This window comes from Pseudomonas mosselii (genome assembly GCF_005796105.1).
GTDB classification, from domain to species: Bacteria; Pseudomonadota; Gammaproteobacteria; order Pseudomonadales; family Pseudomonadaceae; genus Aquipseudomonas; species Aquipseudomonas mosselii_C.
In genome coordinates this window covers 260,302-286,407 of record NZ_VAUO01000004.1, presented here as the reverse complement: position 1 = coordinate 286,407, position 26,106 = coordinate 260,302, and the positions used below count along the sequence as shown (strand labels likewise).

Annotated in this window: 29 protein-coding genes and 1 riboswitch; of the genes, 24 read left to right on the top strand and 5 right to left on the bottom strand. The window is 64.6% G+C overall.

Annotated elements, in window-relative coordinates; genetic code table 11:
• Nucleotide 1: 1 nt before the first annotated feature.
• From cysM to FEM01_RS11955, 5 genes are all read left to right on the top strand, one after another.
• Nucleotides 2-901 carry a cysteine synthase CysM gene (cysM, locus tag FEM01_RS11975; RefSeq protein WP_138219647.1) on the top strand — a complete coding sequence of 300 codons (900 nt, stop codon included), beginning with the start codon at nucleotides 2-4 and terminating at the stop codon, nucleotides 899-901.
• The gene (gene rlmD / locus FEM01_RS11970; protein ID WP_138219646.1) at nucleotides 901-2,259 is read left to right on the top strand and encodes a 23S rRNA (uracil(1939)-C(5))-methyltransferase RlmD; all 1,359 of its coding nucleotides are present in this window, start codon (nucleotides 901-903) and stop codon (nucleotides 2,257-2,259) included. The genes cysM and rlmD overlap by 1 nt, the downstream gene beginning before the upstream one ends.
• A gap of 99 nt (nucleotides 2,260-2,358) precedes the next feature.
• Nucleotides 2,359-4,599, top strand: coding sequence for a GTP diphosphokinase (gene relA / locus FEM01_RS11965; protein ID WP_138219645.1), 2,241 nt, complete (start codon nucleotides 2,359-2,361; stop codon nucleotides 4,597-4,599).
• 64 nt (nucleotides 4,600-4,663) lie between these two features.
• A complete protein-coding gene (gene mazG, locus FEM01_RS11960) occupies nucleotides 4,664-5,497 on the top strand; it encodes a nucleoside triphosphate pyrophosphohydrolase (RefSeq protein ID WP_138219644.1) in 834 nt (277 codons plus the stop codon).
• Between the two features lie 27 nt (nucleotides 5,498-5,524).
• A complete protein-coding gene (locus FEM01_RS11955; protein ID WP_138219643.1) occupies nucleotides 5,525-6,067 on the top strand; it encodes a DUF2058 domain-containing protein in 543 nt (180 codons plus the stop codon).
• Between the two features lie 46 nt (nucleotides 6,068-6,113).
• On the opposite strand, the gene FEM01_RS11950 is transcribed toward FEM01_RS11955, so the two are convergent.
• The 4 genes from FEM01_RS11950 to purM all read right to left on the bottom strand — a co-directional run bounded on the left by FEM01_RS11950 (nucleotide 6,114) and on the right by purM (nucleotide 8,947).
• Complete coding sequence (locus tag FEM01_RS11950; protein WP_138219642.1) at nucleotides 6,114-6,296, bottom strand: hypothetical protein; 183 nt, start codon at nucleotides 6,294-6,296, stop codon at nucleotides 6,114-6,116.
• Nucleotides 6,297-6,516: 220 nt separating this feature from the next.
• On the bottom strand, nucleotides 6,517-7,227 hold the full coding sequence (locus FEM01_RS11945) for a DUF3108 domain-containing protein (RefSeq protein WP_138219641.1): 711 nt from the start codon (nucleotides 7,225-7,227) through the stop codon (nucleotides 6,517-6,519).
• An 8-nt stretch (nucleotides 7,228-7,235) separates the two neighbouring features.
• Nucleotides 7,236-7,889, bottom strand: a complete 654-nt coding sequence (purN, locus tag FEM01_RS11940; RefSeq protein WP_138219640.1) for a phosphoribosylglycinamide formyltransferase — start codon at nucleotides 7,887-7,889, stop codon at nucleotides 7,236-7,238.
• On the bottom strand, nucleotides 7,889-8,947 hold the full coding sequence (gene purM / locus FEM01_RS11935) for a phosphoribosylformylglycinamidine cyclo-ligase (RefSeq protein ID WP_138219639.1): 1,059 nt from the start codon (nucleotides 8,945-8,947) through the stop codon (nucleotides 7,889-7,891). Before purM ends, purN begins: the two co-directional genes overlap by 1 nt.
• Nucleotides 8,948-9,268: 321 nt before the next feature.
• Between purM and FEM01_RS11930 the strand changes: the two genes are divergently transcribed.
• The 5 genes from FEM01_RS11930 to FEM01_RS11910 all read left to right on the top strand — a co-directional run bounded on the left by FEM01_RS11930 (nucleotide 9,269) and on the right by FEM01_RS11910 (nucleotide 13,694).
• A complete protein-coding gene (locus FEM01_RS11930; RefSeq protein WP_138219638.1) occupies nucleotides 9,269-10,315 on the top strand; it encodes a DUF2066 domain-containing protein in 1,047 nt (348 codons plus the stop codon).
• Between the two features lie 12 nt (nucleotides 10,316-10,327).
• The gene (locus tag FEM01_RS11925; protein ID WP_138219637.1) at nucleotides 10,328-11,401 is read left to right on the top strand and encodes an AI-2E family transporter; all 1,074 of its coding nucleotides are present in this window, start codon (nucleotides 10,328-10,330) and stop codon (nucleotides 11,399-11,401) included.
• Between the two features lie 143 nt (nucleotides 11,402-11,544).
• Entirely contained in the window at nucleotides 11,545-12,249 is a 705-nt protein-coding gene (hda, locus tag FEM01_RS11920) for a DnaA regulatory inactivator Hda (protein WP_138219636.1), read from the top strand.
• A 127-nt stretch (nucleotides 12,250-12,376) separates the two neighbouring features.
• Nucleotides 12,377-13,015 carry a C40 family peptidase gene (locus FEM01_RS11915; protein ID WP_138219635.1) on the top strand — a complete coding sequence of 213 codons (639 nt, stop codon included), beginning with the start codon at nucleotides 12,377-12,379 and terminating at the stop codon, nucleotides 13,013-13,015.
• A 145-nt stretch (nucleotides 13,016-13,160) separates the two neighbouring features.
• Entirely contained in the window at nucleotides 13,161-13,694 is a 534-nt protein-coding gene (locus tag FEM01_RS11910; protein ID WP_138219634.1) for a C40 family peptidase, read from the top strand.
• A 128-nt stretch (nucleotides 13,695-13,822) separates the two neighbouring features.
• Here the strand turns inward: FEM01_RS11910 and FEM01_RS11905 are convergent, their stop codons facing one another.
• Nucleotides 13,823-14,401, bottom strand: coding sequence for a hypothetical protein (locus FEM01_RS11905; protein ID WP_138219633.1), 579 nt, complete (start codon nucleotides 14,399-14,401; stop codon nucleotides 13,823-13,825).
• Between the two features lie 147 nt (nucleotides 14,402-14,548).
• Nucleotides 14,549-14,768, top strand: a riboswitch (cobalamin riboswitch).
• A gap of 111 nt (nucleotides 14,769-14,879) precedes the next feature.
• On the opposite strand from FEM01_RS11905, the gene cobO reads away from it, so the two are divergent.
• From cobO to FEM01_RS11840, 14 genes are all read left to right on the top strand, one after another.
• The gene (cobO, locus tag FEM01_RS11900; protein WP_138219632.1) at nucleotides 14,880-15,491 is read left to right on the top strand and encodes a cob(I)yrinic acid a,c-diamide adenosyltransferase; all 612 of its coding nucleotides are present in this window, start codon (nucleotides 14,880-14,882) and stop codon (nucleotides 15,489-15,491) included.
• On the top strand, nucleotides 15,488-16,783 hold the full coding sequence (locus FEM01_RS11895; RefSeq protein ID WP_138219631.1) for a cobyrinate a,c-diamide synthase: 1,296 nt from the start codon (nucleotides 15,488-15,490) through the stop codon (nucleotides 16,781-16,783). Before cobO ends, FEM01_RS11895 begins: the two co-directional genes overlap by 4 nt.
• Nucleotides 16,780-17,430 carry a 5,6-dimethylbenzimidazole synthase gene (gene bluB, locus FEM01_RS11890; protein WP_138219630.1) on the top strand — a complete coding sequence of 217 codons (651 nt, stop codon included), beginning with the start codon at nucleotides 16,780-16,782 and terminating at the stop codon, nucleotides 17,428-17,430. Before FEM01_RS11895 ends, bluB begins: the two co-directional genes overlap by 4 nt.
• A complete protein-coding gene (gene cbiB, locus FEM01_RS11885) occupies nucleotides 17,427-18,335 on the top strand; it encodes an adenosylcobinamide-phosphate synthase CbiB (protein WP_138219629.1) in 909 nt (302 codons plus the stop codon). The genes bluB and cbiB overlap by 4 nt, the downstream gene beginning before the upstream one ends.
• Entirely contained in the window at nucleotides 18,328-19,320 is a 993-nt protein-coding gene (gene cobD / locus FEM01_RS11880) for a threonine-phosphate decarboxylase CobD (protein ID WP_138219628.1), read from the top strand. The genes cbiB and cobD overlap by 8 nt, the downstream gene beginning before the upstream one ends.
• Complete coding sequence (locus FEM01_RS11875; protein WP_138219627.1) at nucleotides 19,317-20,777, top strand: cobyric acid synthase; 1,461 nt, start codon at nucleotides 19,317-19,319, stop codon at nucleotides 20,775-20,777. The genes cobD and FEM01_RS11875 overlap by 4 nt, the downstream gene beginning before the upstream one ends.
• Nucleotides 20,770-21,291 carry a bifunctional adenosylcobinamide kinase/adenosylcobinamide-phosphate guanylyltransferase gene (cobU, locus tag FEM01_RS11870; protein ID WP_138219626.1) on the top strand — a complete coding sequence of 174 codons (522 nt, stop codon included), beginning with the start codon at nucleotides 20,770-20,772 and terminating at the stop codon, nucleotides 21,289-21,291. The genes FEM01_RS11875 and cobU overlap by 8 nt, the downstream gene beginning before the upstream one ends.
• Entirely contained in the window at nucleotides 21,288-22,343 is a 1,056-nt protein-coding gene (gene cobT, locus FEM01_RS11865; RefSeq protein WP_138219625.1) for a nicotinate-nucleotide--dimethylbenzimidazole phosphoribosyltransferase, read from the top strand. Before cobU ends, cobT begins: the two co-directional genes overlap by 4 nt.
• Nucleotides 22,340-22,909: an alpha-ribazole phosphatase family protein gene (gene cobC, locus FEM01_RS11860; protein ID WP_138219624.1), complete on the top strand. Its 570-nt coding sequence runs from the start codon at nucleotides 22,340-22,342 to the stop codon at nucleotides 22,907-22,909. Before cobT ends, cobC begins: the two co-directional genes overlap by 4 nt.
• A 1-nt stretch (nucleotide 22,910) precedes the next feature.
• Nucleotides 22,911-23,639 (top strand): adenosylcobinamide-GDP ribazoletransferase, encoded by a 729-nt coding sequence (locus FEM01_RS11855; protein WP_138219623.1) that lies wholly within the window; start codon nucleotides 22,911-22,913, stop codon nucleotides 23,637-23,639.
• Nucleotides 23,640-23,714: 75 nt separating this feature from the next.
• Nucleotides 23,715-24,119 (top strand): MarR family winged helix-turn-helix transcriptional regulator, encoded by a 405-nt coding sequence (locus FEM01_RS11850; RefSeq protein WP_138219622.1) that lies wholly within the window; start codon nucleotides 23,715-23,717, stop codon nucleotides 24,117-24,119.
• A 64-nt stretch (nucleotides 24,120-24,183) separates the two neighbouring features.
• Nucleotides 24,184-25,386 (top strand): MFS transporter, encoded by a 1,203-nt coding sequence (locus FEM01_RS11845; protein WP_138219621.1) that lies wholly within the window; start codon nucleotides 24,184-24,186, stop codon nucleotides 25,384-25,386.
• On the top strand, nucleotides 25,383-25,505 hold the full coding sequence (locus FEM01_RS24505; protein WP_276610554.1) for a hypothetical protein: 123 nt from the start codon (nucleotides 25,383-25,385) through the stop codon (nucleotides 25,503-25,505). The genes FEM01_RS11845 and FEM01_RS24505 overlap by 4 nt, the downstream gene beginning before the upstream one ends.
• 46 nt (nucleotides 25,506-25,551) lie before the next feature.
• Nucleotides 25,552-26,103, top strand: a complete 552-nt coding sequence (locus FEM01_RS11840; RefSeq protein ID WP_138219620.1) for a glutathione peroxidase — start codon at nucleotides 25,552-25,554, stop codon at nucleotides 26,101-26,103.
• Nucleotides 26,104-26,106 lie beyond the last annotated feature (3 nt).

The following is a 26,106-nucleotide window of genomic DNA, read 5'->3' as shown; positions in this document are numbered from 1 at the left end:
CATGACCCTGCAGTACCCAACCATCGCCGATTGCGTCGGCAACACGCCTCTGGTTCGCCTGCAGCGCCTCGCCGGGGAAACCAGCAACACCCTCTTGCTCAAGCTCGAAGGCAACAACCCGGCAGGTTCGGTCAAGGACCGCCCGGCGTTGTCGATGATCACCCGCGCCGAACTACGTGGCCAGATCAAGCCCGGTGACACGCTCATCGAGGCCACCTCCGGCAACACCGGTATCGCCCTGGCCATGGCCGCCGCGATCAAGGGCTACAAGATGATCCTCATCATGCCCGACAACTCCACGGCCGAACGCAAGGCGGCCATGACCGCGTATGGCGCCGAGCTGATTCTGGTGACCAAGGAAGAGGGCATGGAAGGCGCACGCGACCTTGCCGAAAAACTGCAAGCCGAAGGCCGCGGCCTGGTGCTCGATCAGTTCGCCAACGGCGACAACCCGATCGCCCACTACACCAGCACCGGCCCGGAAATTTGGCAGCAGACCCAAGGCAGCATCACCCATTTCGTCAGTTCCATGGGCACCACCGGGACCATCATGGGCTGCTCGCAGTACCTCAAGGAGCAAAACCCGGCGGTGCAGATCGTCGGCCTGCAACCGATGGAAGGCTCGGCCATTCCCGGCATTCGCCGCTGGCCCCACGAGTACCTGCCGAAGATCTTCGACGCAGCCCGGGTCGACCGTGTGGTCGACATGTCCCAGCAGGAAGCCGAGGACACCACCCGCCGCCTGGCCCGTGAAGAAGGCATCTTCTGTGGGGTGTCCTCGGGCGGTGCGGTCGCGGCGATGCTGCGCTTGTCCCGTGAAGTCGAAAACGCCGTGATGGTCGCGATCATCTGCGACCGCGGCGACCGTTACCTGTCCACCGGCCTGTTCGATCCCACCTGATGTCCAGAAAGAAAAGCAACGGCGGCCTGCGCTTCCAGCCAGCCGGCGGCAACCGTACCGCGCAAGTGCCCGTGGGCAAGAAGCAGCGCTTGCAGATCGAGCGCCTGGCCGGTGATGGCCGTGGTATCGCCTTCCTTGAAGGGCGTACGTGGTTCGTCAGTGGCGCGCTGGGCGGCGAAGATGTAGAGGCCCGGGTGCTCGGCGCCCGCGGCAAGATCGTCGACGCGCGCCTGGAACGGGTGTTCCAGGCCAGTGCCGAGCGCCGTGAGGCACCGTGCAAACACTACCAGCGCTGCGGCGGCTGCAACTTGCAGCATCTGCCTCACGCCGATCAGCTGGCGCTCAAGCAGCGCCTGTTGGCCGAGCAACTGCAACGGGTTGCTGGCCTACAGCCGCAAGCGTGGGCGGCGCCCCTGAGTGGCCCGGAGTTCGGCTACCGTCGCCGTGCGCGGGTGGCTGTACGCTGGGATCCCAAGGCCCGTCAGCTGGAGGTGGGGTTCCGCGCCGAAGCCAGCCAGGACATCATCGCCATCGACGACTGCGCGGTGCTGGTACAACCCTTGCAAACCCTACTGCGGCACTTGCCCACGGTGTTGCGCAGCCTGGACAAGCCCCAGGCGCTCGGCCATGTCGAGCTGTTCAGCGGCACCGCCGAGGCGCTGTTGCTGCGTCATGTGGCGCCGCTGCCCGCCGAGGACCTGGCGCGTCTTGACGCGTTCTGTCGGGAGGCGGGCGCGCAGTTGTGGTTGCAAGGTGAAGGCGAGCCGGCCCCAGTGGATGCCGCTGGCAAGCTGGGCTTCGCCCTGGAACCGTGGGGGTTGGAGCTGGCCTGGCGACCGGGCGATTTTGTCCAGGTCAATGCTCAGGTCAACACCTTGATGATCCAGCAGGCGCTGGCTTGGCTGGCGCCCCAGGCGCACGAGCGGGTCCTGGACCTGTTCTGCGGGCTGGGTAATTTTGCCCTGCCGCTGGCCCGAGCTGCGCGCGAGGTGGTGGCGGTGGAAGGCGTGCAGGCCATGGTCGAGCGCGCTGCAACCAATGCCCGAGACAACGATGTGCATAACGCACGGTTTTTTCAGGCCGATTTATCGCAGCCTTTGGTGGGCGCCGGATGGGTCGCCGAAGGCTTTTCTGCGGTACTCTTGGACCCACCACGGGACGGGGCCTATGAGGTGGTGCAAGGCATCCACCGGCTCGGTGCGAAACGGTTGGTCTACGTCTCGTGCAACCCGGCCACACTGGCGCGCGACGCACAGGTGCTGGCAGGGCAGGGGTACCGGTTAAAAAGGGCCGGGATTCTCGACATGTTTCCTCAGACGGCGCATGTCGAGGCCATGGCGTTATTCGAAGCGGACTAGCCAGGCTGGTCCTCTTGGTGCGGCCTTCACGGAACGAAGGCTGCACAGGTGATAGCCAGTGCACCGGTGTGGTGCGCTGTATGGAAAGGTAAAACAAAGATGGTACAGGTGAGAGTGCACCAGCCGGTCAATAACGACGGCAGTATCAATCTCGAAGCATGGCTCGACCACGTCGTGAGCGTCGATTCGCTGCTCGATCGCGTGGCCTTGAAGGACGCTTGCGAGTTCGCCCAGGAAGTCGAGAAAAAAGGCAACCCGGCCAAGCATTCGTGGGCCGACGGTACCTCGAGTTTCCAGGCGGGGCTGGAGATCGCCGAAATCCTCGCCGACCTCAAGCTTGACCAGGACTCGTTGGTGGCGGCAGTGATCTACCGCTCGGTACGCGAAGGCAAGGTGACGTTGGCCGAAGTGAGTCAGCGTTTTGGTCCGGTGGTATCCAAGCTGATCGATGGTGTGCTGCGCATGGCGGCCATCAGCGCCAGCCTGAGCCCGCGCCAGTCGCTGGTGCTCGGCTCCCAGGCGCAGGTGGAGAACCTGCGCAAGATGCTCGTGGCCATGGTCGACGATGTGCGCGTGGCGTTGATCAAGCTGGCTGAGCGAACCTGCGCGATCCGTGCGGTCAAGGCCGCCGATGACGAAAAACGCCTGCGCGTGGCCCGTGAGGTGTTCGACATCTATGCACCTCTGGCCCACCGCCTGGGTATCGGCCACATCAAGTGGGAACTGGAAGACCTCTCGTTCCGCTACCTCGAACCTGACCAGTACAAGCAGATCGCCAAGCTGTTGCATGAGCGCCGCCTGGACCGTGAGCGTTTCATCAGCGACGTGATGAACCAGTTGCAGAACGAGCTGCTGGCCACGGGCGTTAAGGCTGACATCAGCGGTCGGGCGAAACACATCTATTCGATCTGGCGCAAGATGCAGCGCAAAGGCCTGGAGTTCAGCCAGATCTATGACGTGCGTGCCGTGCGCGTCCTGGTTCCCGAGGTGCGCGATTGTTACACCGCGCTGGGGATCGTGCACACCCTCTGGCGGCATATTCCCAAAGAGTTCGACGACTACATCGCCAACCCCAAGGAGAACGGCTACCGCTCGCTGCACACGGCGGTGATCGGCCCTGAGGGCAAGGTGCTGGAGGTGCAGATCCGCACCCATTCCATGCACGAGGAAGCCGAGCTGGGCGTGTGCGCGCATTGGCGCTACAAGGGCACCGACGTCAAATCTGGCTCCAATCACTACGAAGAGAAAATCTCCTGGTTGCGCCAGGTGCTTGAGTGGCACGAGGAACTGGGCGATATCGGCGGTCTGGCCGAGCAACTGCGCGTGGACATCGAGCCGGACCGGGTTTATGTGTTCACCCCTGATGGCCATGCCATCGACCTGCCCAAGGGCGCCACGCCGCTGGACTTCGCCTACCGCGTGCACACCGAGATCGGCCACAACTGCCGTGGTGCCAAGATCAATGGGCGTATCGTGCCGCTCAACTACAGCCTGCAGACCGGCGAGCAGGTGGAGATCATCACCAGCAAGCACGGCAGCCCCAGCCGTGACTGGCTGAACTCCAACCTGGGCTATGTGACCACTTCGCGGGCTCGTGCCAAGATCGTCCACTGGTTCAAGTTGCAGGCTCGCGATCAGAACGTAGCGGCCGGCAAGACCCTGATCGAGCGTGAGCTCAGCCGCCTGGGGCTGCCCCAGGTGGACTTCGAGCGCCTAGCCGAGAAGGCCAACGTCAAGACCGCCGAGGACATGTTCGCCGCCCTCGGCGCCGGCGACCTGCGCCTGGCGCACATGGTCAACGCAGCCCAGCAGTTGCTTGAGCCTGAGCGTAGCGAGCAGGTCGAACTGATCCCGCGTCAGGCCCGGGGTATTCGCTCGGGCAAGCGCAGCGACATCCAGATCCAGGGCGTGGGCAACCTGCTCACGCAAATGGCCGGGTGCTGCCAGCCGCTGCCGGGCGATGCCATCGTCGGCTATATCACCCAAGGCCGCGGCGTGAGCATTCACCGCCAGGACTGCGCCTCGGTGTTGCAACTGGCCGGCAAGGAACCTGAGCGCATGATCCAGGTCAGCTGGGGACCGATCCCGGTGCAGACCTATCCGGTGGATATCGTCATCCGGGCCTACGACCGCCCAGGGCTGCTGCGCGACGTGTCGCAGGTGTTGCTCAACGAGAAGATCAACGTGCTGGCGGTCAACACCCGCTCGAACAAGGAAGACAACACCGCGCTGATGTCGCTGACCATCGAGATTCCTGGACTCGATGCCCTGGGACGCTTGCTTGGACGCATCTCGCAGTTGCCGAACATCATCGAGACGCGGCGTAACCGTACACCGTGATACCGCGGCGTCTGCATTCGCGGGCTTGCCCGCGAATGCAGACGCCGCCGAAGGACCTGCCTAAATGACTTACACCCTCGATGACCTGCTGCACCTCATGGCCCGCCTGCGTGACCCGCAGTACGGCTGCCCGTGGGACCTCAAGCAGGATTACGCCAGTATCGTCCAGCACACCCTCGAAGAAGCCTATGAAGTGGCCGACACCATCGAGCGCGGCGACTTCGCCCATCTGCAGGGCGAGTTGGGTGACTTGCTGTTCCAGGTGGTCTACTACAGCCAGCTGGCCCGCGAAGAGGGGCGCTTCGAGTTCAGCGGCGTGGTTGATTCGATCACCCGCAAGCTGATTCGTCGCCACCCTCACGTGTTTCCCACCGGTGAGCTGTACGCGCCGCTGGACACGCCGGCCCTGAGCGAGGCCCAGGTCAAGTCACGCTGGGAAGAGATCAAGGCCGAGGAACGCGCTGAGCAAAGCGACCCCGAACAGCTCTCGCTGCTCGACGACGTGCCTGCGGCGCTACCTGCCTTGTCGCGTGCGGCTAAACTGCAAAAGCGCGCGGCCACCGTGGGCTTCGACTGGCCAGCGGCGTTGCCGGTATTGGACAAGGTGCGCGAAGAGCTGGACGAAGTGCTGCAAGCTATGGCCGATGGCGACAGCGATGCCCTCGAAGACGAACTCGGCGACCTGCTGTTCGCCACCGTCAACCTGGCCCGCCACCTCAAGCACGACCCGGAAAACGCCTTGCGCCGCGCCAACCGCAAGTTCGAACGGCGTTTTCGATTTATCGAACAGGCATTGCGCGAGCAGGGCCTGAACATCCAAGATCGCACCCTCGACGAGCTGGACGCCCTGTGGGGCGAGGCCAAGCGTCAGGAAAAGAACCTGCCCAGCTGCGGCTGAGCCGATGCCTAAGTGAGTGAACACCCCATGAGCCTTTCCCTTCGCGACCAATTGCTCAAAGCCGGCCTGGTCAACCAGAAACAGGTCTCGCAGACCAACAAAGCCCAGAAGAAACAAAAACGCCTGGAGCACAAGGGCCAGGTCGAGGTGGACGACACCCAGCAGCGCCTGGCCAAGGAAGCCATGGCCGAGAAGGCCAAGAAGGACCAGGAACTGAACCGCCAGGTTCAGGAAAAGGCCGAGCAGAAGGCCCGTGCCGCACAGATCAAGCAATTGATCGAAGCGACCCGCCTGCCCAAGCTGACCACCGAGGATTACTACAACTTCGTTGATGACAAGAAGGTCAAGCGCATCGCCGTCAACGCCCTGATGCGCAGCAAGCTGAGTAATGGCGCCTTGGCTATCGTCGCCCATGGCGGCGGCTATGAAGTGATCCCGCGCGAGGCGGCGGTGAAGATCCAGGAGCGCGACCCGCAGCGCATCTTGCTGCTCAACACCCATGTCGAGGAAGCCGACGAAGCCGACGATCCGTATGCCGCCTACAAGATCCCGGATGATCTGATGTGGTAAACACGAAAAAACCCGCCTAGGCGGGTTTTTTTCTGGGAAGTCGCTGTCATTGGCTATTGCGCTGGTTTTCCAGCACTTCGAGCTCTTTACGATACTGCTGGGCCAGGTGTTCGTCGTGGAACATGCCTACCAACTGACCTTGCTGGTGCACATCCCAGATCCGCACACCCGCGGCCAGGCCTTCGTGGGACATTTTCGATTCGTCGCGTTCGGTTACTTTGACAGTCATCGCTTAACTCCACTGCTAGGGTTGGCTGCGGCGCTGTGTCGCAGGTCTTCTTTATAAAGTTTGTTAGCAGGCTAAGTAAATAAACGGGCGATGAAACAATGTTCATGAAGCGCATTCGCGAGCGGTGTAGGGGCGGCCCGCCCGCCAAATCTGGACATTTCCAGCGGGCAAAAAAAGCCCCGCACATGGCGGGGCTTGGGGTGCAACGTCTGGGTGAAGGTCAGTTGCCCTTGACCGTCTTGCCGTCGACCGTGCCATCTTGCAGCACGATCACGTATTCCTTGCCGTCGGTCTCGACCTGGCGCAGTTGCACCAGCAGGTAGTCCCAGTCCTTGGCGAACCACAGCTCGGTGATGCGTTTGCTCTGGCTTGGGTCGCGCACGCGCTCGACCTTGATCGCCTCGACCTGGCCGTTCTTGGTGCTGACTTTCTCAGTGCCCAATACGCGGAAGTCGTAGGTATCGATTTCGTCACCGTCGACCACCTGGTAGGTCATGCTCTTCTTGCCAGCGGCCACGTCATGCTGCAGGGCCAGTTGGTACGAGGACTTGTCCAGCACGCCGCGGTTGATCGGCAGGCTGATGGCATCGCCCCGGTCAGTGCCGGTGACTTTCTTGCCGGTCCAGTCGAAGGTCAGGTCGACTTTCTTGGCTTTGCCCAGGCCGCCGCGCTCGAAGTGGTACTTTTGCGGCAGCAGGGTGTCGTTGTCCATGCGCAGGGTGCTTTGCTCGGTCAGGCTAGCGATCATCATGGAAGCCTTGAAGTTCAGGTCCCACGTGCCGTTGGCATTTTTGACCAAGCTGCGCTCGGCAGTGCCGCTCATGGGCAGTTGCTTCCAGTCGGCGGTGTAGCTGGCCGAGAACGGCTTCAGATCAGCTGCCTGCAGCGGCAGGGCGAGCACGGCGAGAGCCAAGAGCAGGGCGCGACGCATAAATTCTCCTAGGATCGAATCAAATGACCGCTGGCCGGCAGCGGCTGTCCATCGAGTAACGCACCGTGTTCGCCCAGGCACAAGCGACCTTCGGCGAACCAGCGTACCGCCAGGGGGTAGATCTGGTGTTCCTGCAGGTGCACCCGCTGGGCGAGCGTCTGCGCGGTGTCAGTTGCGGCTACTGGAACTACAGCCTGTACGACCAGTGGCCCGCCATCGAGTTCCTCGGTGACGAAGTGCACACTGCAACCGTGCTCGGTGTCACCGGCCTCCAGGGCGCGCTGGTGGGTGTGCAGCCCTTTGTACTTGGGCAATAGTGACGGATGTATGTTCAGCAGGCGACCTTGATAGTGACGCACGAAGCCGCCACTGAGGATGCGCATGAAGCCGGCCAGTACCACCAGGTCCGGGTTGAAGCCGTCGATCAGCGCCATCAGCGCCGCGTCGAAGGCTTCACGACCTGCGAAACCGGTGTGTTCGAGCACCGCGGTGTCTATGCCAGCTGCCCTGGCGCGTTCCAGACCGTAGGCGTCGGCGCGGTTGGAAATCACCGCACCGACGCGCAGCGGGCTGTCGGCGCCTTGGCTGCTGTCGATCAGGGCTTGCAGGTTGCTGCCGGAGCCCGACAGCAGTACCACGACATTGCAGGTCTTGCCGGGCATCAGTGTGCCTTGAGGTTCTGCAGCTCGACCTGGGCGGCGCCTTCGGCGGCCACGGCGATATGGCCGATCACCCACGGTTGCTCACCTTCGGCGCGCAGTACGTTCAGTGCGGCTTCGACCTGATCCTGGGCCACGCAGATGACCATGCCCACGCCGCAGTTCAGGACGCGGTGCATTTCGTGCTCGTCGACGTTGCCTTTTTCTTGCAGGAAGTCGAACACCGCCGGACGCTGCCAGCTGGCCACGTCGACCACCGCCTGGGCGCCTTTGGGCAGTACGCGCGGGATGTTGTCCAGCAGGCCACCACCGGTGATGTGGGCCATGGCCTTGACGGCGCCGGTCTGCTTGATCAGTTGCAGCAGTGGTTTGACGTAAATGCGGGTTGGGGCCATCAGCAGGTCAGTCAGCGGCTTGCCGTCGAGCTGGGTGTTCTCGATGTCGGTGCCGGAGACTTCGAGGATCTTGCGGATCAGCGAGTAGCCGTTGGAGTGCGGGCCGGAGGAGGGCAGGGCGATCAGGGCGTCGCCGGTGACCACCTTGGAGCCGTCGATGATCTCGGCCTTTTCTACCACGCCGACGCAGAAGCCAGCCAGGTCGTAGTCTTCGCCTTCGTACATGCCTGGCATTTCGGCGGTTTCACCACCGACCAGCGAGCAGCCGGCCAGTTCGCAACCTGCACCAATGCCGGTGACCACGGTGGCGGCGACGTCGACGTTGAGCTTGCCGGTGGCGTAGTAGTCGAGGAAGAACAGCGGCTCGGCGCCGCACACCACCAGGTCGTTGACGCACATCGCGACCAGGTCCTGGCCGATGCTGTCGTGCTTGTTCAGGTTCAGCGCCAGGCGCAGCTTGGTGCCGACGCCGTCGGTGCCGGAGACCAGCACCGGCTGCTTGTAGCCGGCCGGGATTTCGCAGAGGGCGCCGAAGCCGCCCAGGCCACCCATGACTTCAGGGCGTGCGGTGCGCTTGGCGACGCCCTTGATGCGTTCGACCAGTGCTTCGCCGGCGTCGATGTCTACACCGGCGTCTTTGTAGCTCAGGGAGGGTTGCTTGCTCATTGATCCAGGCCTTTAAGAGGGAGGGATTCTTAGAAAACGACCGGGACGGCCAAGGCCGGCTCAAGGAAGCGGCGGCGGTCTGAACGTCACTGGTCTGCGAAGGCGCGCGATTTTATCAGGGTTGCCCCCCAGCGGCCATCCTCAGGCCGACGGGCAGGGCGTAAATCTGGCGAAAAAACAGTGCAGGTGGTTGGTTCGGCCTCTTCTGTATAAGCTGCAAGCCATAGGCTTCAAGCTGCAAGCAGGCAGTTTGAGGCATCACCTGCACTTTCTCGAGGCTTGAAGCTCGAAGCTTGAAGCACATCCGGACAGGAATCCCCCATGCGTCTTTTCAATCACTTCGCGGCCGGTTGCCTGGCGCTGGTCTGCCTGAACGGCCAGGCCGAAACCGTCTCTGGGCTCTATCAGGTACACGAGCCGCTCCAGGGGCAGGGCAGCGACGCACGCGCCCAGGCTACCAGCAGGGCGTTCGATACCCTGGTGCTGCGCCTGACCGGTGACGCCAAGGCACCGCAAAGCCCAGCCCTGGCCACCCTGCGCAAGGACCCGCAAGCGATCGTCAACCAAGTCGGCACCGAAGCTGGGCCGCCGGAGTCGGTGCTGGTGGAGTTCGATCCGGGCAGTACCGAGCGCGCCTTGCGTCAGGCGGGCCTGGCGCTATGGGGCAGCAACCGGCCGTCGATCCTCGGCTGGTGGCTGAACGACAGTGTCGAGGGCAGCAGTCTGGTCGGTGATGGCCAGAGCAGCGCCGAGCCGCTGCGCCGCGCAGCCCAGCACCGTGGCTTGCCGCTGCGCTTGCCGTTGGCTGACTTGTCCGAGCAATTGGTGGCCAATGCCAAGCAGATCGACAGCGCCGATCCCGCACCGCTGCGCGAGGCTTCCGAGCGCTACGGGGCTGATGCGCTCCTGGCCGTCCATGCCCACGAAGCTGATGGCAAATGGCAGGGCAAGTGGCAGCTGTGGTTGGGCGAGCAGCGTGAGCAGGGCAGTGCGGAGGGGGCTGACCAAACCGCCCTGGCCGACGCCGTGCTGTTGGCGGTGAGTAATCGTCTGGCGCCGCGCTATGTGACCCGTCCAGGCGCCAGCAGCGAGCTGCTGGTACAGGTCGAGGGCATGAACCTTGCGCATTATGCCGAGCTTGGCCGCGTGCTGGAGCCCTACGGCGCGCGCTTGCAGATGGCCGACGGTGGCACCTTGACCTATGCCGTCAGCGGCAACCGCGAACAACTGCGCGCGCAGTTGGCGCTGGCCCGTCTGCAAGAGCTGCCCGCCGAGCCTGCGCCTGTCGCCCCAGCGCCACAGGCCGAGCCGGGCGCTGCGCCTGCCGCTGCCGCCAAACCGTTCGATGGCCTGCGTTTTCGTTGGTGAGGAAGCCCTGCAATGACTGACCTGCGTCGCTGGATTGGGTTGGGCGCCGCCCTGCTGGGCGCCGTGCTGCTGTATCTGCTGCACAACATCCTCTCGCCTTTTCTGGTGGGTATTCTATTGGCCTATCTGGCCGACCCGCTGGTCGATCGCCTCGAGCGCATCGGCTTGTCGCGCACCTGGGGCGTGGTGGTGGTGTTCGGCCTGTTCACCCTGGTCTTGCTCGCCCTGTTGCTGGTACTGATCCCGATGCTGGCCAAGCAACTGGTGCGTCTCTACGAGTTGGCGCCGCAGATGCTCGACTGGCTGCAACATGTGGCGCTGCCGTGGGTCCAGAGTCGCCTGGGCCTGGCCGATGGCTTCTGGAAATTCGACAAGATCAAGGCTGCCATCGGCGAGCACGTCGGCCAAACCACCGATATCGTCGGCATGCTGCTGTCCCAGGCCACCGCATCGAGCCTGGCGCTGATCGGCTGGCTGGCCAACCTGGTGCTGATCCCGGTGGTGGGCTTCTATCTGCTGCGCGACTGGGACCTGATGATGGCCAAGCTGCGCAGCTTGCTGCCGCGCCAGCGCGAGCCGCAGGTGGTGGCACTGGCCGGGGAGTGCCATGAGGTGCTAGGGGCATTCGTGCGTGGGCAATTGCTGGTGATGCTGGCGCTGGGCGTCATCTATTCCACCGGACTGATGCTAGTGGGGCTGGAGCTGGGTCTGCTGATCGGGATGCTCGCGGGACTGGCGGCCATCGTGCCGTACATGGGGTTCATCATTGGCATCGGCGCGGCCATCGTCGCCGGATTGTTCCAGTTCGGCGGCGAGTTGTACCCGATGCTGGGTATCGTGGCCGTGTTCATGGTCGGTCAGGCCCTCGAGGGCATGGTGCTCACGCCGCTGCTGGTGGGGGACCGCATCGGCCTGCACCCCGTTGCGGTGATCTTCGCGATTCTTGCTGGCGGTGAGCTGTTCGGCTTCACCGGCGTGCTGCTGGCGCTGCCGGTGGCGGCGGTGATCATGGTGTTGCTGCGCCATGTGCACGCGCTCTATAAAGAGTCGGACATGTACGCGGGGCAAATCGATCCGGACCTTTGACCGCGCGGCACGCATCGTAATGCGCAACTGCTTGATTTTACTGACGCTCTTGCGCTGCCCGATTGTGCCGCCCGCGTTGCGGGTATAGACTTTGCACACTGTTCATCAAAGGCCCCCTGTGGTCCCTGCGACCACCCGCGAGCATGAAACCGATCCAGTTGCCCTTGGGTGTGCGTCTGCGCGATGACGCCACCTTCATCAACTACTACCCGGGCGCCAATGCCGCGGCATTGGGCTATGTCGAGCGGCTGTGCGAAGCCGACGCCGGCTGGACCGAAAGCCTCATCTACCTGTGGGGCAAGCAGGGCGTGGGGCGTACCCACCTGCTGCAAGCTGCCACCCAGCGCTTCCAGCAACTGGGCGAGCCGGCGGTGTACCTGCCGCTGGCGCAACTGCTCGAACGTGGCGTCGAACTGCTCGATCACCTCGAACAGTACGAATTGGTGTGTATCGACGACCTGCACGTGATCGCCGGCAAGGCCGATTGGGAAGAGGCCATGTTCCACCTGTTCAATCGCCTGCGTGACAGTGGCAGGCGCCTGTTGCTGGCCGCCTCCAGCTCGCCGCGCGAGTTGCCGATCAAGCTGGCCGACCTCAAGTCACGGCTTACCCTGGCGTTGATTTTCCAGATGCGCGGCATGTCCGACGAGGACAAGCTGCGTGCCCTGCAACTGCGCGCCTCGCGTCGCGGCCTGCACCTGACCGACGAGGTCGGCCACTTCATCCTCACCCGTGGCACGCGCAGCATGAGCGCACTGTTCGACCTGCTCGAACGCCTCGATCAGGCCTCGTTGCAAGCCCAGCGTAAGCTGACCATTCCGTTTCTCAAGGAAACCCTGGGCTGGTAAGCCCTTGAAAACACGGCACCAGAGCGGCAAAACGCAAAAGTCACATGTTTTTCGATAAAATTTGCAAATGGTCACGATAGAGGGCATAGTTTCCACCTTCTAAAGGACTACAGACACGGTCGTGCCCATGCTGAAGCGCTTCGCACCCCTCGTGCCACTTGCACTTGCCACCCTGCTGTTCGGTTGCGCCTCCCAAGGTCCGGCCACTCAATCACAGGATCATCGCCTGGTCGCCGAGCAATCGGCCAAGATCAAGGCGCCCACCTCTTCCGTATTCACCGAGGAAGAGCTGGCTAATGAAGAAGACCTCGACGCCTTCTCCAGCAACAGCAAGCCTTATCAGCTTCCGGTGCTGGCCGACAGCATCCTCGAGCGTGGTATGTCGCTGATCGGTACCCGCTATCGCTTCGGCGGTACTTCCGAGAAGTCCGGCTTCGACTGCAGCGGTTTCATCGGCTACCTGTTCCGCGAAGAAGCAGGCATGAACCTGCCGCGCTCGACTCGCGAAATGATCAACGTCGATGCCCCCAAGGTCGCACGCAACAAGCTCAAGCCGGGTGACCTGCTGTTCTTCAGCACCAACGGCCGTGGTCGCGTCAGCCATGCCGGCATCTACCTGGGCGACAACCAGTTCATCCACTCCAGCAGCCGCCGCAGCGGTGGTGTGCGCATCGACAACCTGAGCGATCGCTACTGGAGCAAGACCTTCATCGAAGCCAAGCGCGCCCTGGCGATGGCCCCGAGCACCACGCTCTCGCGCAATTGATTTGATGTCAAAATGCTGTACCCTGCCACGGCGGCGTAGCTGAAAAGCTCGCCGCCGTGCGCATTTACAGAAAGCGTCTAATCTAATTTCTCAACTCTTTTCGCCTTCGGCTGCGGCCGGAGTATTCACGACAGGATGTTCGATCATGGCGATGTTGGCGCGTTTCGCATTGCTTTGGCTGGTGGCCCTGCTGGCGGCCTGTTCCAGCCATGTTCCGGCCCCGGCGCCGGTCTATCCTCCCGTCACCTTCAATCAGTCGCAACCGTCCTCGCCGGTGGCCGAAGATGTGCTGTTTCGCGCGATTGGTCTGGTGGGAACGCCCTATCGTTGGGGCGGTAATACCCCGGACTCGGGTTTCGACTGCAGCGGCCTGATCGGCTATGTGTACCGCGACGCCGCTGGCATCAGCTTGCCGCGCACCACCCGTGACATGATTGGCATGCGCGCGCCAAGCGTGGCGATCAATGCCCTGCAATCTGGCGATCTGGTGTTCTTCGCCACCAATGGCGGCGGGCAGGTGAGCCATGCTGGCATCTACGTAGGCGAAGGCCGTTTCGTGCACGCACCTTCTACCGGCGGCACGGTGCGTCTGGATTATCTGTCCAACAGCTATTGGTCGAAGGCTTACTTGCAAGCCAAGCGCGTGCTGCCTGCGGGGCATCTGGCGCAGAACCCATAAGTTTCCGCGCTTGCCAGGTGCTTCGGGCCTGGCAGATGAACCAGATCACGTAGCCCGTCGCTACCCGCCAAGGCCTGCGGTCGGCGCACGACACGCCGTTTTTGCGCAAGCCTGCGCGCGGTTTCCCTTCAGGCCTGCTTGAGCAGCAGCGCCACGCCGGGGAAGTATTGCCCCAATTCGTTGTGCAGCTTGCGATAGGCATAGGGGAAGTACCAGGCCACCGCGCAGGCACTGTGCTTGTGCAGGTCGTCGACCAGGTCTTGCAGTTCCTCGGGACTGGCGTGCTGGCCGGCTTTCCAGGGCGTGGCGAACAGCGCACCGGCCTTGAGTTGGCTGGCGTAGGCGATACATTTGGCCTGCAGGGACGTTTCCAGCAGTGCTGCGGACAGGTCCAGGCGGGCCAGGCGCGGCCAGCGTTGACCTGCATGCAGGTGAATCGTCGCCTCGGCGCTGCAGAGGGTCAGGTCGCAGCGGCCTTCGCGGTCGCCTTCATCACGCTGCTTCTTGCTGGTCGATTGCGGCAGTGCCACCAGTTCACCTTGCCAGGCGGCGGCGGCGAGCAAGCCCACGTTGGCCGTGGTGCCATGCCAGTAGGGCGCATCGTTATCGCCCTGGAACTGGTTGAAGCGGTCGATGCAGTCGACCCAACGTTCCAGTGCCGGGCGCAGGAATTCGAGGTTCGGGTTGTTGATGATTAGACCCTGCATGCAGCGCTCCTTGTTCTTGTTTTGATATTCGCCTAAGTGCTGGCTAAGTGATATCACTGCCCTCAGTGTGGCACAAGCCGGTAGATTGGCCATTGGTCCGGTTCAGTCGGGCCTTCGTTCATTGACGCTCCCGGTGCAACCCTCTAACCTTCGCCGCGTGTTTCAGGTGCCTCGCGAGCCTTGGCTTGGTGGGGTGAAACTGGGAAGCCGGTGTGCGCCTGCAAGGTGCGATTCCGGCGCTGCCCCCGCAACGGTAGGTGAGTCGAAGGCCGCGCAAGGCCACTGGGCCCTAGGCCCGGGAAGGCGCGCGGTCAGGGCCTGTGGCCCGCTCATGAGCCCGGAGACCGGCCTGCAACTGCCAACGGCATCACGGAGGGTGATGCGCGGTGCGATGTGGCCTGTGCCACGGCCCCTGCGCGTTCTCCGTTTGCCCGCCTTTCACCTGTCGCCGCCTGGCGCCAGACAGCGGAGACCCCTGATGAGCGAATCCCCCGAACGCGACGAACGTCACCTGGCGCGCATGCAGCGCAAGAAGGCGATCATCGACGAACGCATCGCCAATTCCCCCAACGAATGCGGCTTGTTGCTGGTACTGACCGGCAACGGCAAGGGCAAGAGCAGCTCGGCCTTCGGCATGCTCGCCCGCGCGCTCGGGCATGGCATGCAGTGCGGCGTGGTGCAGTTCATCAAGGGCCGCAACAGCACTGGCGAAGAGCTGTTCTTCCGCCGTTTCCCCGAGCAGGTGCGCTACCACGTCATGGGCGAGGGCTTTACCTGGGAGACCCAGGACCGTGCCCGTGACATCGCCGCCGCCGAAGCTGCCTGGGCCGTGTCGCGCCAGCTGTTGCAGGATGCCTCGGTACAGTTCGTGGTGCTCGATGAGCTGAACATCGCCCTCAAGCACGGCTACCTCGACCTTGACCAGGTACTGGCCGACATCCAGGCCCGCCCGCCGATGCAGCACGTGATCGTCACCGGCCGTGGGGCCAAGCCCGAAATGATCGAGATGGCCGACACCGTCACCGAGATGGGCATGCTCAAGCACGCTTTCCAGGCCGGTATCCGCGCGCAGAAGGGCGTTGAACTGTGAGTCAGCCGCGTCAATGCCCTGCGGTTCTGATCGCCGCCCCGGCCTCGGGCCAGGGCAAGACCACGGTCACTGCCGCCCTGGCGCGCCTGCACCGCAACCTCGGGCGCAAGGTGCGGGTGTTCAAGTGCGGGCCGGACTTCCTTGACCCGATGATCCTCGAACGTGCCAGTGGCGCACCGGTGTACCAGCTCGACTTGTGGATGATCGGCGCTGACGAGAGCCGCCGCTTGCTCTGGGAGGCGGCCGAGGAGGCCGACCTGATCCTGATCGAAGGGGTGATGGGGCTGTTCGACGGCACCCCGTCCAGCGCGGACCTGGCCCGGCATTTCGGCGTGCCGGTGCTGGCGGTGATCGACGGCACGGCCATGGCCCAGACCTTTGGCGCCCTGGCCCTTGGCCTGGCGCGTTATCAGCCGGACTTGCCCTTTGCAGGGGTGCTGGCCAACCGCGTCGGGAGCTTGCGCCACGCACAGTTGCTCGAAGGTAGCCTGACCGAAGGCCTGCGCTGGTATGGCGGGTTGTCCCGCGAGCGCGGCATCGAACTGCCCAGCCGACACCTGGGGCTGGTGCAGGCCAGCGAGCTGAACGACCTTGACGCTCGCCTGGACGCCGCCGCCGAAGCCTTGGGCGCCAGCTGTGACGCAACGTTGCCTCCGCCGGTGAGCTTCGCTGCGCCCGCCCCCCTCAGCCACGCGGCATCATTGTCCGGCGTACGCATCGGCGTGGCCCGTGACGAAGCCTTCGCGTTTCTCTACGGCGCCAACCTCGACGTACTGCGTAGCCTTGGCGCGCAACTGGAATTCTTCTCGCCGCTGCACGACCGCGAGCTGCCGTTGGTAGACAGCCTGTACCTGCCTGGTGGCTACCCTGAACTGCATCACCGTGCACTGTCGGCCAACGCGCCGATGCTCGAAGCGATTCGCGCCCACCATGACCAGGGCAAGCCACTGCTGGCAGAGTGCGGCGGCATGCTGTATCTACTCGACGCGCTGACCGATGTGGCCGGTGAACGTGCCGAACTGCTTGGTGTGCTGCCTGGTGAGGCAACCATGCAGAAGCGTTTGGCTGCCCTGGCGCTGCAAGCGGTCGAGTTGCCCGAAGGCACCCTGCGTGGGCACACCTACCACCACTCGCTGACCAGCACCGTGCTGGAGCCCATCGCTCGAGGCCTGAGCCCCAACGGTGGGCGAGGCAACGAGGCGGTCTATCGCCTGGGCCGGTTGACTGCCTCCTACGTGCACTTCTACTTCCCGTCCAATCCCGATGCGGCGGCGGCGCTGTTGCGACCATGAGCGATCACGCCTACAGCGAGGCCGAACGCGCGGCGATCTACCGGGCTATCGGCGAGCGCCGCGACATGCGCCACTTCGCCGGGGGGGAGGTGGCCCCCGCGCTGCTTGGCCGCCTACTGGCCGCTGCGCACCAGGCCCCCAGCGTGGGGCTGATGCAGCCGTGGCGCTTCATCCGCATCAGCCAGCGTGCGCTGCGCGAGCGCATCCAGGGTTTGGTGGAACAGGAGCGTGTGCTGACCGCCGAGGCGCTGGGCGAGCGTTCCGACGATTTCATGAAGCTCAAGGTCGAAGGTATCGGCGATTGCGCCGAGGTGCTGGTGGCCGCGCTCATGGACAACCGTGAGCCGCATATCTTTGGCCGGCGTACCTTGCCGGAAATGGATCTGGCTTCGCTATCCTGCGCGATCCAGAACCTGTGGTTGGCGGCCCGCGCCGAAGGGCTGGGTATGGGCTGGGTGTCGTTGTTCGACCCGCAGGCGCTGGCCGAGCTGCTGGGCATGCCTGCCGGGGCAAAACCCGTGGCGGTGTTGTGCCTGGGCCCGGTGATCGAGTTCTACCCGGCGCCGATGTTGGTGATGGAACACTGGGCCAAAGAGCGCCCCTTGAGTGAAATGCTGTACGAAAACCATTGGGGAGAACGGCCATGAGCGTGGCCCTGTTGACCGTTGCAGGTGTGGCCCTGGACGCGCTGCTCGGCGAGCCGAAACGACGCCACCCGCTGGTGGGGTTTGGCAACCTGGCCAAGCACCTCGAACGCCGATTGAACGCGGGCGGGCGTGGTTGGCGCAGCCATGGCGTCAGCGCCTGGTTCATCGCCGTGGTGCCACTGACGCTGGTCGCGCTGCTGCTGTCGTGGTTGCCGTATATCGGCTGGCTGGTCGATGTCCTGGCGCTGTATTGCGCCCTGGGCCTGCGCAGCCTGGGCGAGCATGTGCTGCCGGTGGCCCAGGCCTTGCGCCAGGGCGACCTGGATGAAGCTCGCCTGCGCGTGGGCTACCTGGTCAGTCGTGAAACCCGCGAGCTGGATGAGCCCGCTGTGGCCCGCGCGGCCACTGAATCGGTTCTGGAAAATGGCAGCGACGCGGTGTTCGCGGCGCTGTTCTGGTTCATCGTCGCAGGTGCGCCGGGCGTCGTGCTGTACCGCCTGAGCAATACCCTGGATGCAATGTGGGGCTATCGCAACCAACGTTTCGAACGCTTTGGCTGGTGCGCCGCGCGCATTGACGATGTGCTCAACTACCTGCCGGCAAGGCTCGTGGCGCTGACCTACGCGCTGCTCGGCAAGACCCGTCTGGCGCTGCGTTGCTGGCGCCAGCAAGGGCCGCTGTGGGACAGCCCCAACGCGGGCCCGGTGATGGCAGCCGGTGCCGGCGCGCTGGCCGTAGAGCTGGGCGGCCCTGCGGTGTACAACGGCGAGCTGCACGAGCGGCCACGTCTGGGCGAAGGACCGATGGCCGATGCCGACGCCATCGAGCGCGGCTGGAGTCTGGTGCAGCGCGGGGTCTGGCTGTGGCTGCTGGTGATCTGCCTGGGGGGCTATCTGAATGCTTGAACATGGCGGTCGTCTGCTGCGCGCGGTGCAGCAATACGGTATTGCCCGCGAGCACTGGCTGGACCTGTCCAGTGGCATCGCACCGTGGGCCTTCCCGATTGCGCCGATCCCACTGGACGCCTGGGCGCGCCTGCCGGAGGTCGAGGATGGTCTCGAACAGGCCGCTCGCACCTATTACGGTGCCACGCCACTGTTGGCGGTGGCCGGTTCCCAGGCGGCAATCCAGGCCCTGCCATACCTGCGGCCAGCCGGGCGTGTCGGGGTGCTGGCACCGTGCTACGCCGAGCACCCACATGCCTGGCAGCGCGCCGGTCATGCGTTGCTCGAACTGGACGAGCAGCAGGTCGAGACGCAACTCGACAGCCTCGATGTGCTGCTGTTGGTCAATCCCAACAACCCCACTGGCCGCACGCTGCCGCGCGCGCGGCTGCTGGCCTGGCATGCGCGCCTGGCCGCGCGCGGCGGCTGGCTGCTGGTGGATGAAGCGTTCATGGACAACACCCCGGAGCATGGCATCGTCGATCAGGCCGGGCAGCCAGGGCTGATCGTGTTGCGTTCGTTCGGCAAGTTCTTCGGTTTGGCCGGGGTGCGCCTGGGCTTCGTTGCCGCCGAGCCTGCGCTGTTGCAGCGTTTGGCCGACGTGCTCGGCCCCTGGACCGTCAGCGGCCCGACCCGGGTGCTGGGCCAGGCCTGCTACGCCGATCAGCGCGAGCAGCAGGCGCAGATCGCACGCTGCGCCGCCGCCAGCCAGCGCCTGGCTGACCTGCTGAGCGCCAGTGGGTTGGCGCCGAGCGGTGGCTGCGCGCTGTTTCAATATGTGCGCAGCGAACGCGCCGCGCACCTGCATGATTTTCTCGCCCGTCGCGGCATTCTGGTGCGCATGTTCGAGCAGCCACAGGCCCTGCGTTTTGGCCTGGCTCCGAGCATGGCCGACGAGCAGCGCCTGGCCCAGGCCCTGGCGGACTACCACAAGGAAACCACATGACCACGCTCATGGTGCAAGGCACCACGTCCGATGCCGGCAAGAGCACCCTGGTGACCGCCCTGTGCCGGTGGCTGCTGCGCCAAGGCATTGCCGTGGTGCCGTTCAAACCGCAGAACATGGCACTTAACAGCGCGGTGACCGCCGACGGTGGCGAGATCGGCCGTGCCCAGGCCGTGCAGGCCCAAGCCTGCCGGCTGGCGCCGCACACCGACATGAACCCGGTGCTGCTCAAACCCAATAGCGACACCGGTGCCCAGGTGATCGTGCATGGCCGTGCCGTGACCAGCATGAACGCGGTGGCTTATCACGACTACAAGGCCATCGCCATGCAGGCGGTCCTGCAATCGCACACGCGCCTGCGCGAGGCGTATCAAGTGGTGATGGTAGAGGGCGCAGGCTCTCCGGCCGAGATCAACCTGCGTGCCGGCGACATCGCCAACATGGGCTTTGCCGAGGCGGTCGACTGCCCGGTGATCCTGGTGGCCGACATCAACCGCGGCGGGGTATTCGCCCACCTGGTTGGCACCCTTGAGCTGCTGTCACCCAGCGAGCAGGCGCGGGTCAAGGGTTTCGTCATCAACCGCTTCAGGGGCGATATCGCCTTGCTGCAACCGGGCCTGGACTGGCTGGAGCAACGCACCGGCAAGCCGGTACTGGGCGTGCTGCCGTTTGTTACCGACCTGCACCTGGAGGCCGAGGACGGTATCGACCGGCGCCAGGGCCAGAAGGGTGAACGGGTGCTCAAGGTGATCGTTCCGGTGTTGCCGCGTATCAGCAACCACACCGATTTCGATCCGCTACGCCTGCACCCGCAGGTTGATCTGCAGTTCATTGGCCCAGGTGAGCCGATTCCGCCTGCCGACCTGATCATCCTGCCGGGCTCCAAGAGTGTGCGCGGGGACCTGGCGCAACTGCGCGCGCGTGGCTGGGACAGCGCGATTGCCCGACACCTGCGTTACGGCGGCAAGTTGATCGGTATTTGTGGCGGCTTGCAGATGCTCGGTCGCGAGGTCTGCGATCCGCTGGGCCTGGAAGGGGCGGCCGGCAGCAGTGATGGCCTCGGGCTGCTGGACTACGTCACGGTGCTGGAAGCCGAGAAGCAACTGCGCAACGTGACCGGCACCCTCGAACTGGAGCAGGCAGCGGTGGCCGGCTATGAGATTCACGCGGGGGTCACCACAGGCCCTGCGCTTGCACAGCCTGCGCTGCAATTGGCCGATGGCCGTTGCGACGGCGCCATCAGCGACGACGGACAGATCCTTGCCACCTACCTGCATGGTCTGTTCGAAGGCAGCCAGTCGTGCGCGGCGCTGTTGCGCTGGGCAGGGCTCGCCGAGGTTCAGCCTGTCGACTACGAGGCCCTGCGCGAGCGCGATATCGAACGCCTGGCCGATCTCATCGAACAGCATCTGGACACCGCGCGCCTGCGCGAACTGTGTGGAGTCGCCCATGCGTAACCTGATCCTCGGCGGCGCCCGCTCGGGCAAGAGTCGCCTGGCTGAGCAACTGGCCGTGGCCAGCGGCCTGCCGGTCACCTACATTGCCACCAGCGCGCCGCAAGACAGCGAGATGAACGAGCGCGTGCGCCTGCACCGTGAGCGTCGTCCGGCCGAGTGGGGCCTGATCGAAGAACCGCTGGCCCTGGCCGCCGTGCTGCGTGCCCAGGCCGCTGAGCAGCGCTGCCTACTGGTGGACTGCCTGACCCTGTGGCTGACCAACCTGTTGATGCTCGACGACCCGCAGCGCCTGACCGAGGAGTGCGATGCGCTGCTCGATTGCCTTGAACAGTTGCCTGGCACGATCATCCTGGTCAGCAACGAAACCGGCCTGGGCGTGGTGCCCATGGGCGAGTTGACCCGCCGCTATGTCGATGCGGCGGGCCTCTTGCACCAGGCCGCTGCCGAACGCTGCCAGCGCGTGGTGCTGAGCGTGGCCGGCCTTCCTCTCATGCTCAAAGGACCCGCTCTATGACCCAGATGTGGTGGCTCGATGCCTGCCAACCCCTCGACACCGCCGCCATGGATCAGGCGCGTGCCCGTCAGCAGCAACTGACCAAGCCCGCTGGCTCCCTTGGCCAGCTCGAACGCTTGGCGATCCGCCTGGCGGGCTTGCAAGGCCTCGAACGTCCTCAGCTGGAACGGGTTGCTATCAGCATTTTTGCCGGTGACCACGGCGTGGTGGAGGAGGGGATCTCGGCCTATCCGCAGGCGGTGACCGGGCAGATGTTGCGCAACTTCGTCGGTGGTGGCGCGGCGATCAGTGTGCTGGCGCGTCAGCTGGGTGCCAGCCTGGAAGTAGTCGACCTCGGCACCATCGACCCGAGGCTGGAGCTGCCGGGAGTGCACCACCTGCGCCTGGGCGCTGGCACCGCCAACTTCGCGCGCCAGCCGGCGATGCGCGAGGAGCAGTTGCTGGCCGCCCTGCAGGCCGGTCGCGACAGCGCCCTGCGCGCAGTGGCCAATGGTGCCCAGCTGTTCATCGGCGGTGAAATGGGGATCGGCAACACGACCGCCGCTGCGGCCCTGGCCAGCATCTTGCTCGAATGCCCGGCGCGTGAGCTGAGCGGGCCCGGCACAGGCCTGGACAGTGCCGGGGTACGGCACAAGGCCGAGGTGATCGAGCGCGCGCTTGTGCTGCATGGCCTGCGTGCCGATGCGCCGTTGCAGGCCTTGGGGTGTGTCGGCGGCTTCGAAATCGCTGCCTTGGCAGGCGCCTACCTGGCCTGCGCCCAGCATGGCGTGGCGGTGCTGGTGGACGGTTTCATCTGTAGCGTCGCTGCGTTGGTGGCGGTACGCCTGAACCCGGGGCTGGCACCCTGGCTGCTGTTCGCCCACCAGGGTGCCGAGCCTGGTCACAAGGCCTTGCTCACAGCGCTCGAGGCTGAGCCATTGCTGGCGCTGGGTCTGCGCCTGGGGGAGGGCAGTGGCGCTGCCCTGGCCGTGCCGTTGCTGCGTTTGGCCTGTGCCCTGCACGGGCAGATGGCGACTTTCGCCGAAGCGGCGGTGGCGGACCGCCCGGCATGATCCTCGACCTGCTGCGTCATGGCGAGACCGAACTGGGCGGCGGGCTGCGCGGCAGCCTGGACGATGCGCTGACCGAGCATGGCTGGGCACAGATGCGCCAGGCCGTCGATGCGGCCGGCCCGTGGGATGTGCTGGTCAGCTCGCCGCTGCAACGCTGTGGCTTGTTCGCTGACGAACTGGGCGCACGCCTGGGTCTGCCGGTACAGCGTGAGGCCGGGGTACGCGAGTTGCACTTCGGTGAATGGGAAGGGCGCAGTGCGGCGCAGATCATGCAAACCCAGGCCGATGCCCTTGGGCAGTTCTGGAATGACCCCTATGCCTTTACGCCGCCGGGCGGCGAGCCGGTGCTCGCGTTTGCCGAGCGGGTGTTGAATAGCATTCGGCGACTGGCTGGTGAGTACGCGGGGCAGCGTGTGCTTCTGGTGACCCATGGCGGGGTGATGCGGCTGTTGCTCGCCCAGGCCCGGGGGATGCCACGTGCGCAGTTGTTGCAGGTCGAGGTGGCGCATGCGGCGCTGGTGCGCCTGCATGTGGCGCTCGATGGGCAACTGCACGAGGCGTGTTGAGATGCTGCCGTTCTGGATTGCCTTGCAATTTCTAAGCAGCTTGCCCGTGAGCCTGCCGGGTATGCCGGCGCCGCGCGAGATGGGCCGCTCGTTGCTGTTCTATCCCGTGGTGGGTGCGCTGTTCGGCATGCTGCTTTGGTTGGCCAGTACCCTGATGCACGGTATGGCCGCGCCGCTGCACGCGGCATTGCTGCTGGCGCTCTGGGTGCTACTCAGTGGTGGCTTGCACCTGGACGGCCTGGCCGACAGCGCCGACGCCTGGCTGGGTGGTTTCGGCGATCGCGAGCGGACCTTGCAGATCATGAAGGACCCGCGCAGTGGGCCGATTGCCGTCGTGACTCTGGTGTTGGTGCTGCTGCTCAAGTTCTGCGCGTTGTGGGTGTTGGTCGAGCGTGGCGCAGGGGCCTGGCTGGTGTTGGCACCGGTGGTTGGACGGGCGGCGATGCTGGGCTTGTTCTTGAGTACGCCCTACGTGCGTCAAGGCGGCTTGGGCGCCGCGCTGGCCGAGCACTTGCCGCGTCGTGCAGCAGGCCGGGTGTTGCTGGGGTGTGGACTGGCCTGTGTCCTGCTTGGAGGCATGCAGGCGCTGTGGGCGCTGACGTTGGCGCTAGTGGCCTTCGCTTGCCTGCGTCGGCTGATGTGTCAGCGGCTGGGAGGAACGACCGGGGATACTGCTGGCGCGTTGCTGGAGTTGTTGGAGTTGGCGGTCGTGGTAGCGCTGGCTGCTTGATGAGCCCTGGGGCAGTTTGCTCGACAAGTTTGAAACTCCTTGCAACATCCCAGGTGCGGGTATATACACGTATTCATGCTGACCAGTGAATGTATCTGTACCCATTTACGCCGCGCCGCCCGAGGGGTAAGCCGGCACTATGACGAAGCCCTGGCCGGCTTCGGCATCAATGTCGCCCAGTTTTCCCTGCTGCGCAGTGTGCAGCGGCTGGACCGCCCGAGCATCACCAGCCTGGCCGAGGCGATGGGCCTTGAGCGCAGCACGCTGGGGCGCAACCTGCGGGTGCTGGAGGCCGAAGGTCTGGTGCAACTGGCTGATGGCGACGACCAACGCAACCGTGTGGTACTGCTGAGCGCGGCGGGCAAGGCTCGGCTGTTGGCGGCACAGCCTGCGTGGGAGCAGGCCCAGGCCGGGTTGGTGGCGCGCCTGGGTGAAGGCCCGCGTGACGAATTGGTGCGCTTGCTGGAACAGCTGGCCTGAATATGAACGACCCTAAGCGGGTATATACCCGCATCAACCTTGCGATGGGCTGGAGATAACGACAATGACTTCCGTGTGGCGGACCAGCGGTTGGGTGTTACTGGGGGCGGCGCTGATCCTCGCGCTGTCGTTGGGCGTGCGACACGGCTTTGGCCTGTTCCTCGCGCCGATGAGCGCGGAGTTCGGCTGGGGGCGCGAGGTGTTCGCCTTTGCCATTGCCCTGCAGAACCTGATCTGGGGTCTGGCCCAGCCGTTCGCCGGAGCCCTGGCTGATCGGTTGGGTGCGGCACGTGTGGTGATCATTGGCGGGATCCTCTACACGGCGGGCCTGGTGATGATGGGCATGGCTGATTCGGCTTGGTCGCTGTCGTTGAGTGCGGGGCTGTTGATCGGCATCGGTCTGTCAGGGACTTCGTTCTCGGTGATTCTCGGCGTGGTGGGCCGCGCCGTGCCGGCGCAGAAGCGCAGCATGGCCATGGGCATCGCCAGTGCGGCGGGCTCCTTCGGCCAGTTCGCCATGCTGCCTGGCACCCTCGGCCTGATCCAATGGCTGGGCTGGTCGGCGGCACTGTTGGTACTGGGTCTGTTGGTGGCACTGATCGTGCCCTTTGTCGGTCTGTTGCGGGACACGCCGCTGCCGGCCCACGGCGCCGAGCAAACCCTCGGCCAGGCGCTGCGTGAAGCCTGCTCGCATTCCGGGTTCTGGTTGCTGGCCCTGGGCTTTTTCGTGTGCGGCTTCCAAGTGGTGTTCATTGGTGTGCACCTGCCCGCCTACCTGGTCGACCAGCACCTGCCGGCCACCACTGGTACCACGGTGCTGGCGTTGGTGGGGTTGTTTAACATCGTTGGTACCTACACCGCTGGCTGGTTGGGCGGGCGGATGTCCAAGCCGCGCCTGTTGACCGCGCTGTACCTGCTGCGCGCCGTGGTGATCGTGCTGTTCCTGTGGGCGCCGGTCACCCAGTTCAGCGCTTACCTGTTCGGCATCGCCATGGGCCTGCTGTGGTTGTCCACGGTGCCGTTGACCAATGGCACCGTGGCCACGCTGTTCGGCGTGCGTAACCTGTCGATGCTCGGTGGCATCGTGTTCCTGTTGCACCAGTTGGGCGCCTTCCTGGGCGGTTGGTTGGGCGGTGTGGTGTACGACCACACCGGCAACTACGACCTGGTCTGGCAGATCTCGATCCTGCTCAGCCTGTTGGCTGCTGCGCTCAATTGGCCCGTACGCGAACGACCAGTGGCCCGCTTGCAGGCTCAGGCCGCATGAGCCGCTTTGTCGTGCGTGGCCTGCTGGCCTTGGCGGCGTTGTTGCTGCTGGCCCTGGTGTGGTGGGGATGGCAACAGGGCGGTCTGGCGTTGATGCAGTTGGGCATGAGTCTGTGTTAAGGACTAACCTGCACCTTCATGTAACCGTCTTGGAGGAGAACCGACAATGCGTGCACCCTGGCTGACGATTCCCGTGCTGGCCCTGGCCGCCAGTGCTTCGAGCTGGGCGGCGGACTGCCCGGCACTGCTGCAAGGCAGCCTGCCCGAGTTGCGCGGCAAGGCGCAGATCGATCTTTGCCAGCGTTTTGCCGGCAAACCGCTGGTGGTTATCAATACTGCCAGTTATTGCGGCTTCGCCCCGCAGTTCGAGGGCTTGGAGGGTACCTACAAGGCGTACCACGCGCAGGGCCTGGAGATGCTCGGCGTGCCGTCCAACGACTTCAAGCAGGAAGACGCCGACGCCGAGAAGACCGCTAAGGTATGCTATGCCAACTACGGTGTGACCTTCACCATGACCAAGGCTCAGCCAGTGCGTGGCGAGGATGCGATCCCACTGTTCGCCGAGCTGGCGAAGCAGAGCAGCGCGCCGAAGTGGAACTTCTACAAGTACGTGGTCGACCGCCAGGGCAAGGTCATCGCAAGCTTCTCCAGCTTGACCAAGCCGGATGATCCAGCGTTCACCGCCGCCATCGACAAAGCCATTGCCTCCAAGCCATGACAG

Excerpts from the sequence above, each read along its gene's own strand:
- cysM (WP_138219647.1), top strand. The coding sequence starts at position 2 with ATGACCCTGCAGTACCCAACCATCGCCGATTGCGTCGGCAACACGCCT.
- rlmD (WP_138219646.1), top strand. The coding sequence starts at position 901 with ATGTCCAGAAAGAAAAGCAACGGCGGCCTGCGCTTCCAGCCAGCCGGC.
- relA (WP_138219645.1), top strand. The coding sequence starts at position 2,359 with ATGGTACAGGTGAGAGTGCACCAGCCGGTCAATAACGACGGCAGTATC.
- mazG (WP_138219644.1), top strand. The coding sequence starts at position 4,664 with ATGACTTACACCCTCGATGACCTGCTGCACCTCATGGCCCGCCTGCGT.
- FEM01_RS11955 (WP_138219643.1), top strand. The coding sequence starts at position 5,525 with ATGAGCCTTTCCCTTCGCGACCAATTGCTCAAAGCCGGCCTGGTCAAC.
- FEM01_RS11950 (WP_138219642.1), bottom strand. The coding sequence starts at position 6,296 with ATGACTGTCAAAGTAACCGAACGCGACGAATCGAAAATGTCCCACGAA.
- FEM01_RS11945 (WP_138219641.1), bottom strand. The coding sequence starts at position 7,227 with ATGCGTCGCGCCCTGCTCTTGGCTCTCGCCGTGCTCGCCCTGCCGCTG.
- purN (WP_138219640.1), bottom strand. The coding sequence starts at position 7,889 with ATGCCCGGCAAGACCTGCAATGTCGTGGTACTGCTGTCGGGCTCCGGC.
- purM (WP_138219639.1), bottom strand. The coding sequence starts at position 8,947 with ATGAGCAAGCAACCCTCCCTGAGCTACAAAGACGCCGGTGTAGACATC.
- FEM01_RS11930 (WP_138219638.1), top strand. The coding sequence starts at position 9,269 with ATGCGTCTTTTCAATCACTTCGCGGCCGGTTGCCTGGCGCTGGTCTGC.
- FEM01_RS11925 (WP_138219637.1), top strand. The coding sequence starts at position 10,328 with ATGACTGACCTGCGTCGCTGGATTGGGTTGGGCGCCGCCCTGCTGGGC.
- hda (WP_138219636.1), top strand. The coding sequence starts at position 11,545 with ATGAAACCGATCCAGTTGCCCTTGGGTGTGCGTCTGCGCGATGACGCC.
- FEM01_RS11915 (WP_138219635.1), top strand. The coding sequence starts at position 12,377 with ATGCTGAAGCGCTTCGCACCCCTCGTGCCACTTGCACTTGCCACCCTG.
- FEM01_RS11910 (WP_138219634.1), top strand. The coding sequence starts at position 13,161 with ATGGCGATGTTGGCGCGTTTCGCATTGCTTTGGCTGGTGGCCCTGCTG.
- FEM01_RS11905 (WP_138219633.1), bottom strand. The coding sequence starts at position 14,401 with ATGCAGGGTCTAATCATCAACAACCCGAACCTCGAATTCCTGCGCCCG.
- cobO (WP_138219632.1), top strand. The coding sequence starts at position 14,880 with ATGAGCGAATCCCCCGAACGCGACGAACGTCACCTGGCGCGCATGCAG.
- bluB (WP_138219630.1), top strand. The coding sequence starts at position 16,780 with ATGAGCGATCACGCCTACAGCGAGGCCGAACGCGCGGCGATCTACCGG.
- cbiB (WP_138219629.1), top strand. The coding sequence starts at position 17,427 with ATGAGCGTGGCCCTGTTGACCGTTGCAGGTGTGGCCCTGGACGCGCTG.
- cobD (WP_138219628.1), top strand. The coding sequence starts at position 18,328 with ATGCTTGAACATGGCGGTCGTCTGCTGCGCGCGGTGCAGCAATACGGT.
- FEM01_RS11875 (WP_138219627.1), top strand. The coding sequence starts at position 19,317 with ATGACCACGCTCATGGTGCAAGGCACCACGTCCGATGCCGGCAAGAGC.
- cobU (WP_138219626.1), top strand. The coding sequence starts at position 20,770 with ATGCGTAACCTGATCCTCGGCGGCGCCCGCTCGGGCAAGAGTCGCCTG.
- cobT (WP_138219625.1), top strand. The coding sequence starts at position 21,288 with ATGACCCAGATGTGGTGGCTCGATGCCTGCCAACCCCTCGACACCGCC.
- cobC (WP_138219624.1), top strand. The coding sequence starts at position 22,340 with ATGATCCTCGACCTGCTGCGTCATGGCGAGACCGAACTGGGCGGCGGG.
- FEM01_RS11855 (WP_138219623.1), top strand. The coding sequence starts at position 22,911 with ATGCTGCCGTTCTGGATTGCCTTGCAATTTCTAAGCAGCTTGCCCGTG.
- FEM01_RS11850 (WP_138219622.1), top strand. The coding sequence starts at position 23,715 with ATGCTGACCAGTGAATGTATCTGTACCCATTTACGCCGCGCCGCCCGA.
- FEM01_RS11845 (WP_138219621.1), top strand. The coding sequence starts at position 24,184 with ATGACTTCCGTGTGGCGGACCAGCGGTTGGGTGTTACTGGGGGCGGCG.
- FEM01_RS24505 (WP_276610554.1), top strand. The coding sequence starts at position 25,383 with ATGAGCCGCTTTGTCGTGCGTGGCCTGCTGGCCTTGGCGGCGTTGTTG.
- FEM01_RS11840 (WP_138219620.1), top strand. The coding sequence starts at position 25,552 with ATGCGTGCACCCTGGCTGACGATTCCCGTGCTGGCCCTGGCCGCCAGT.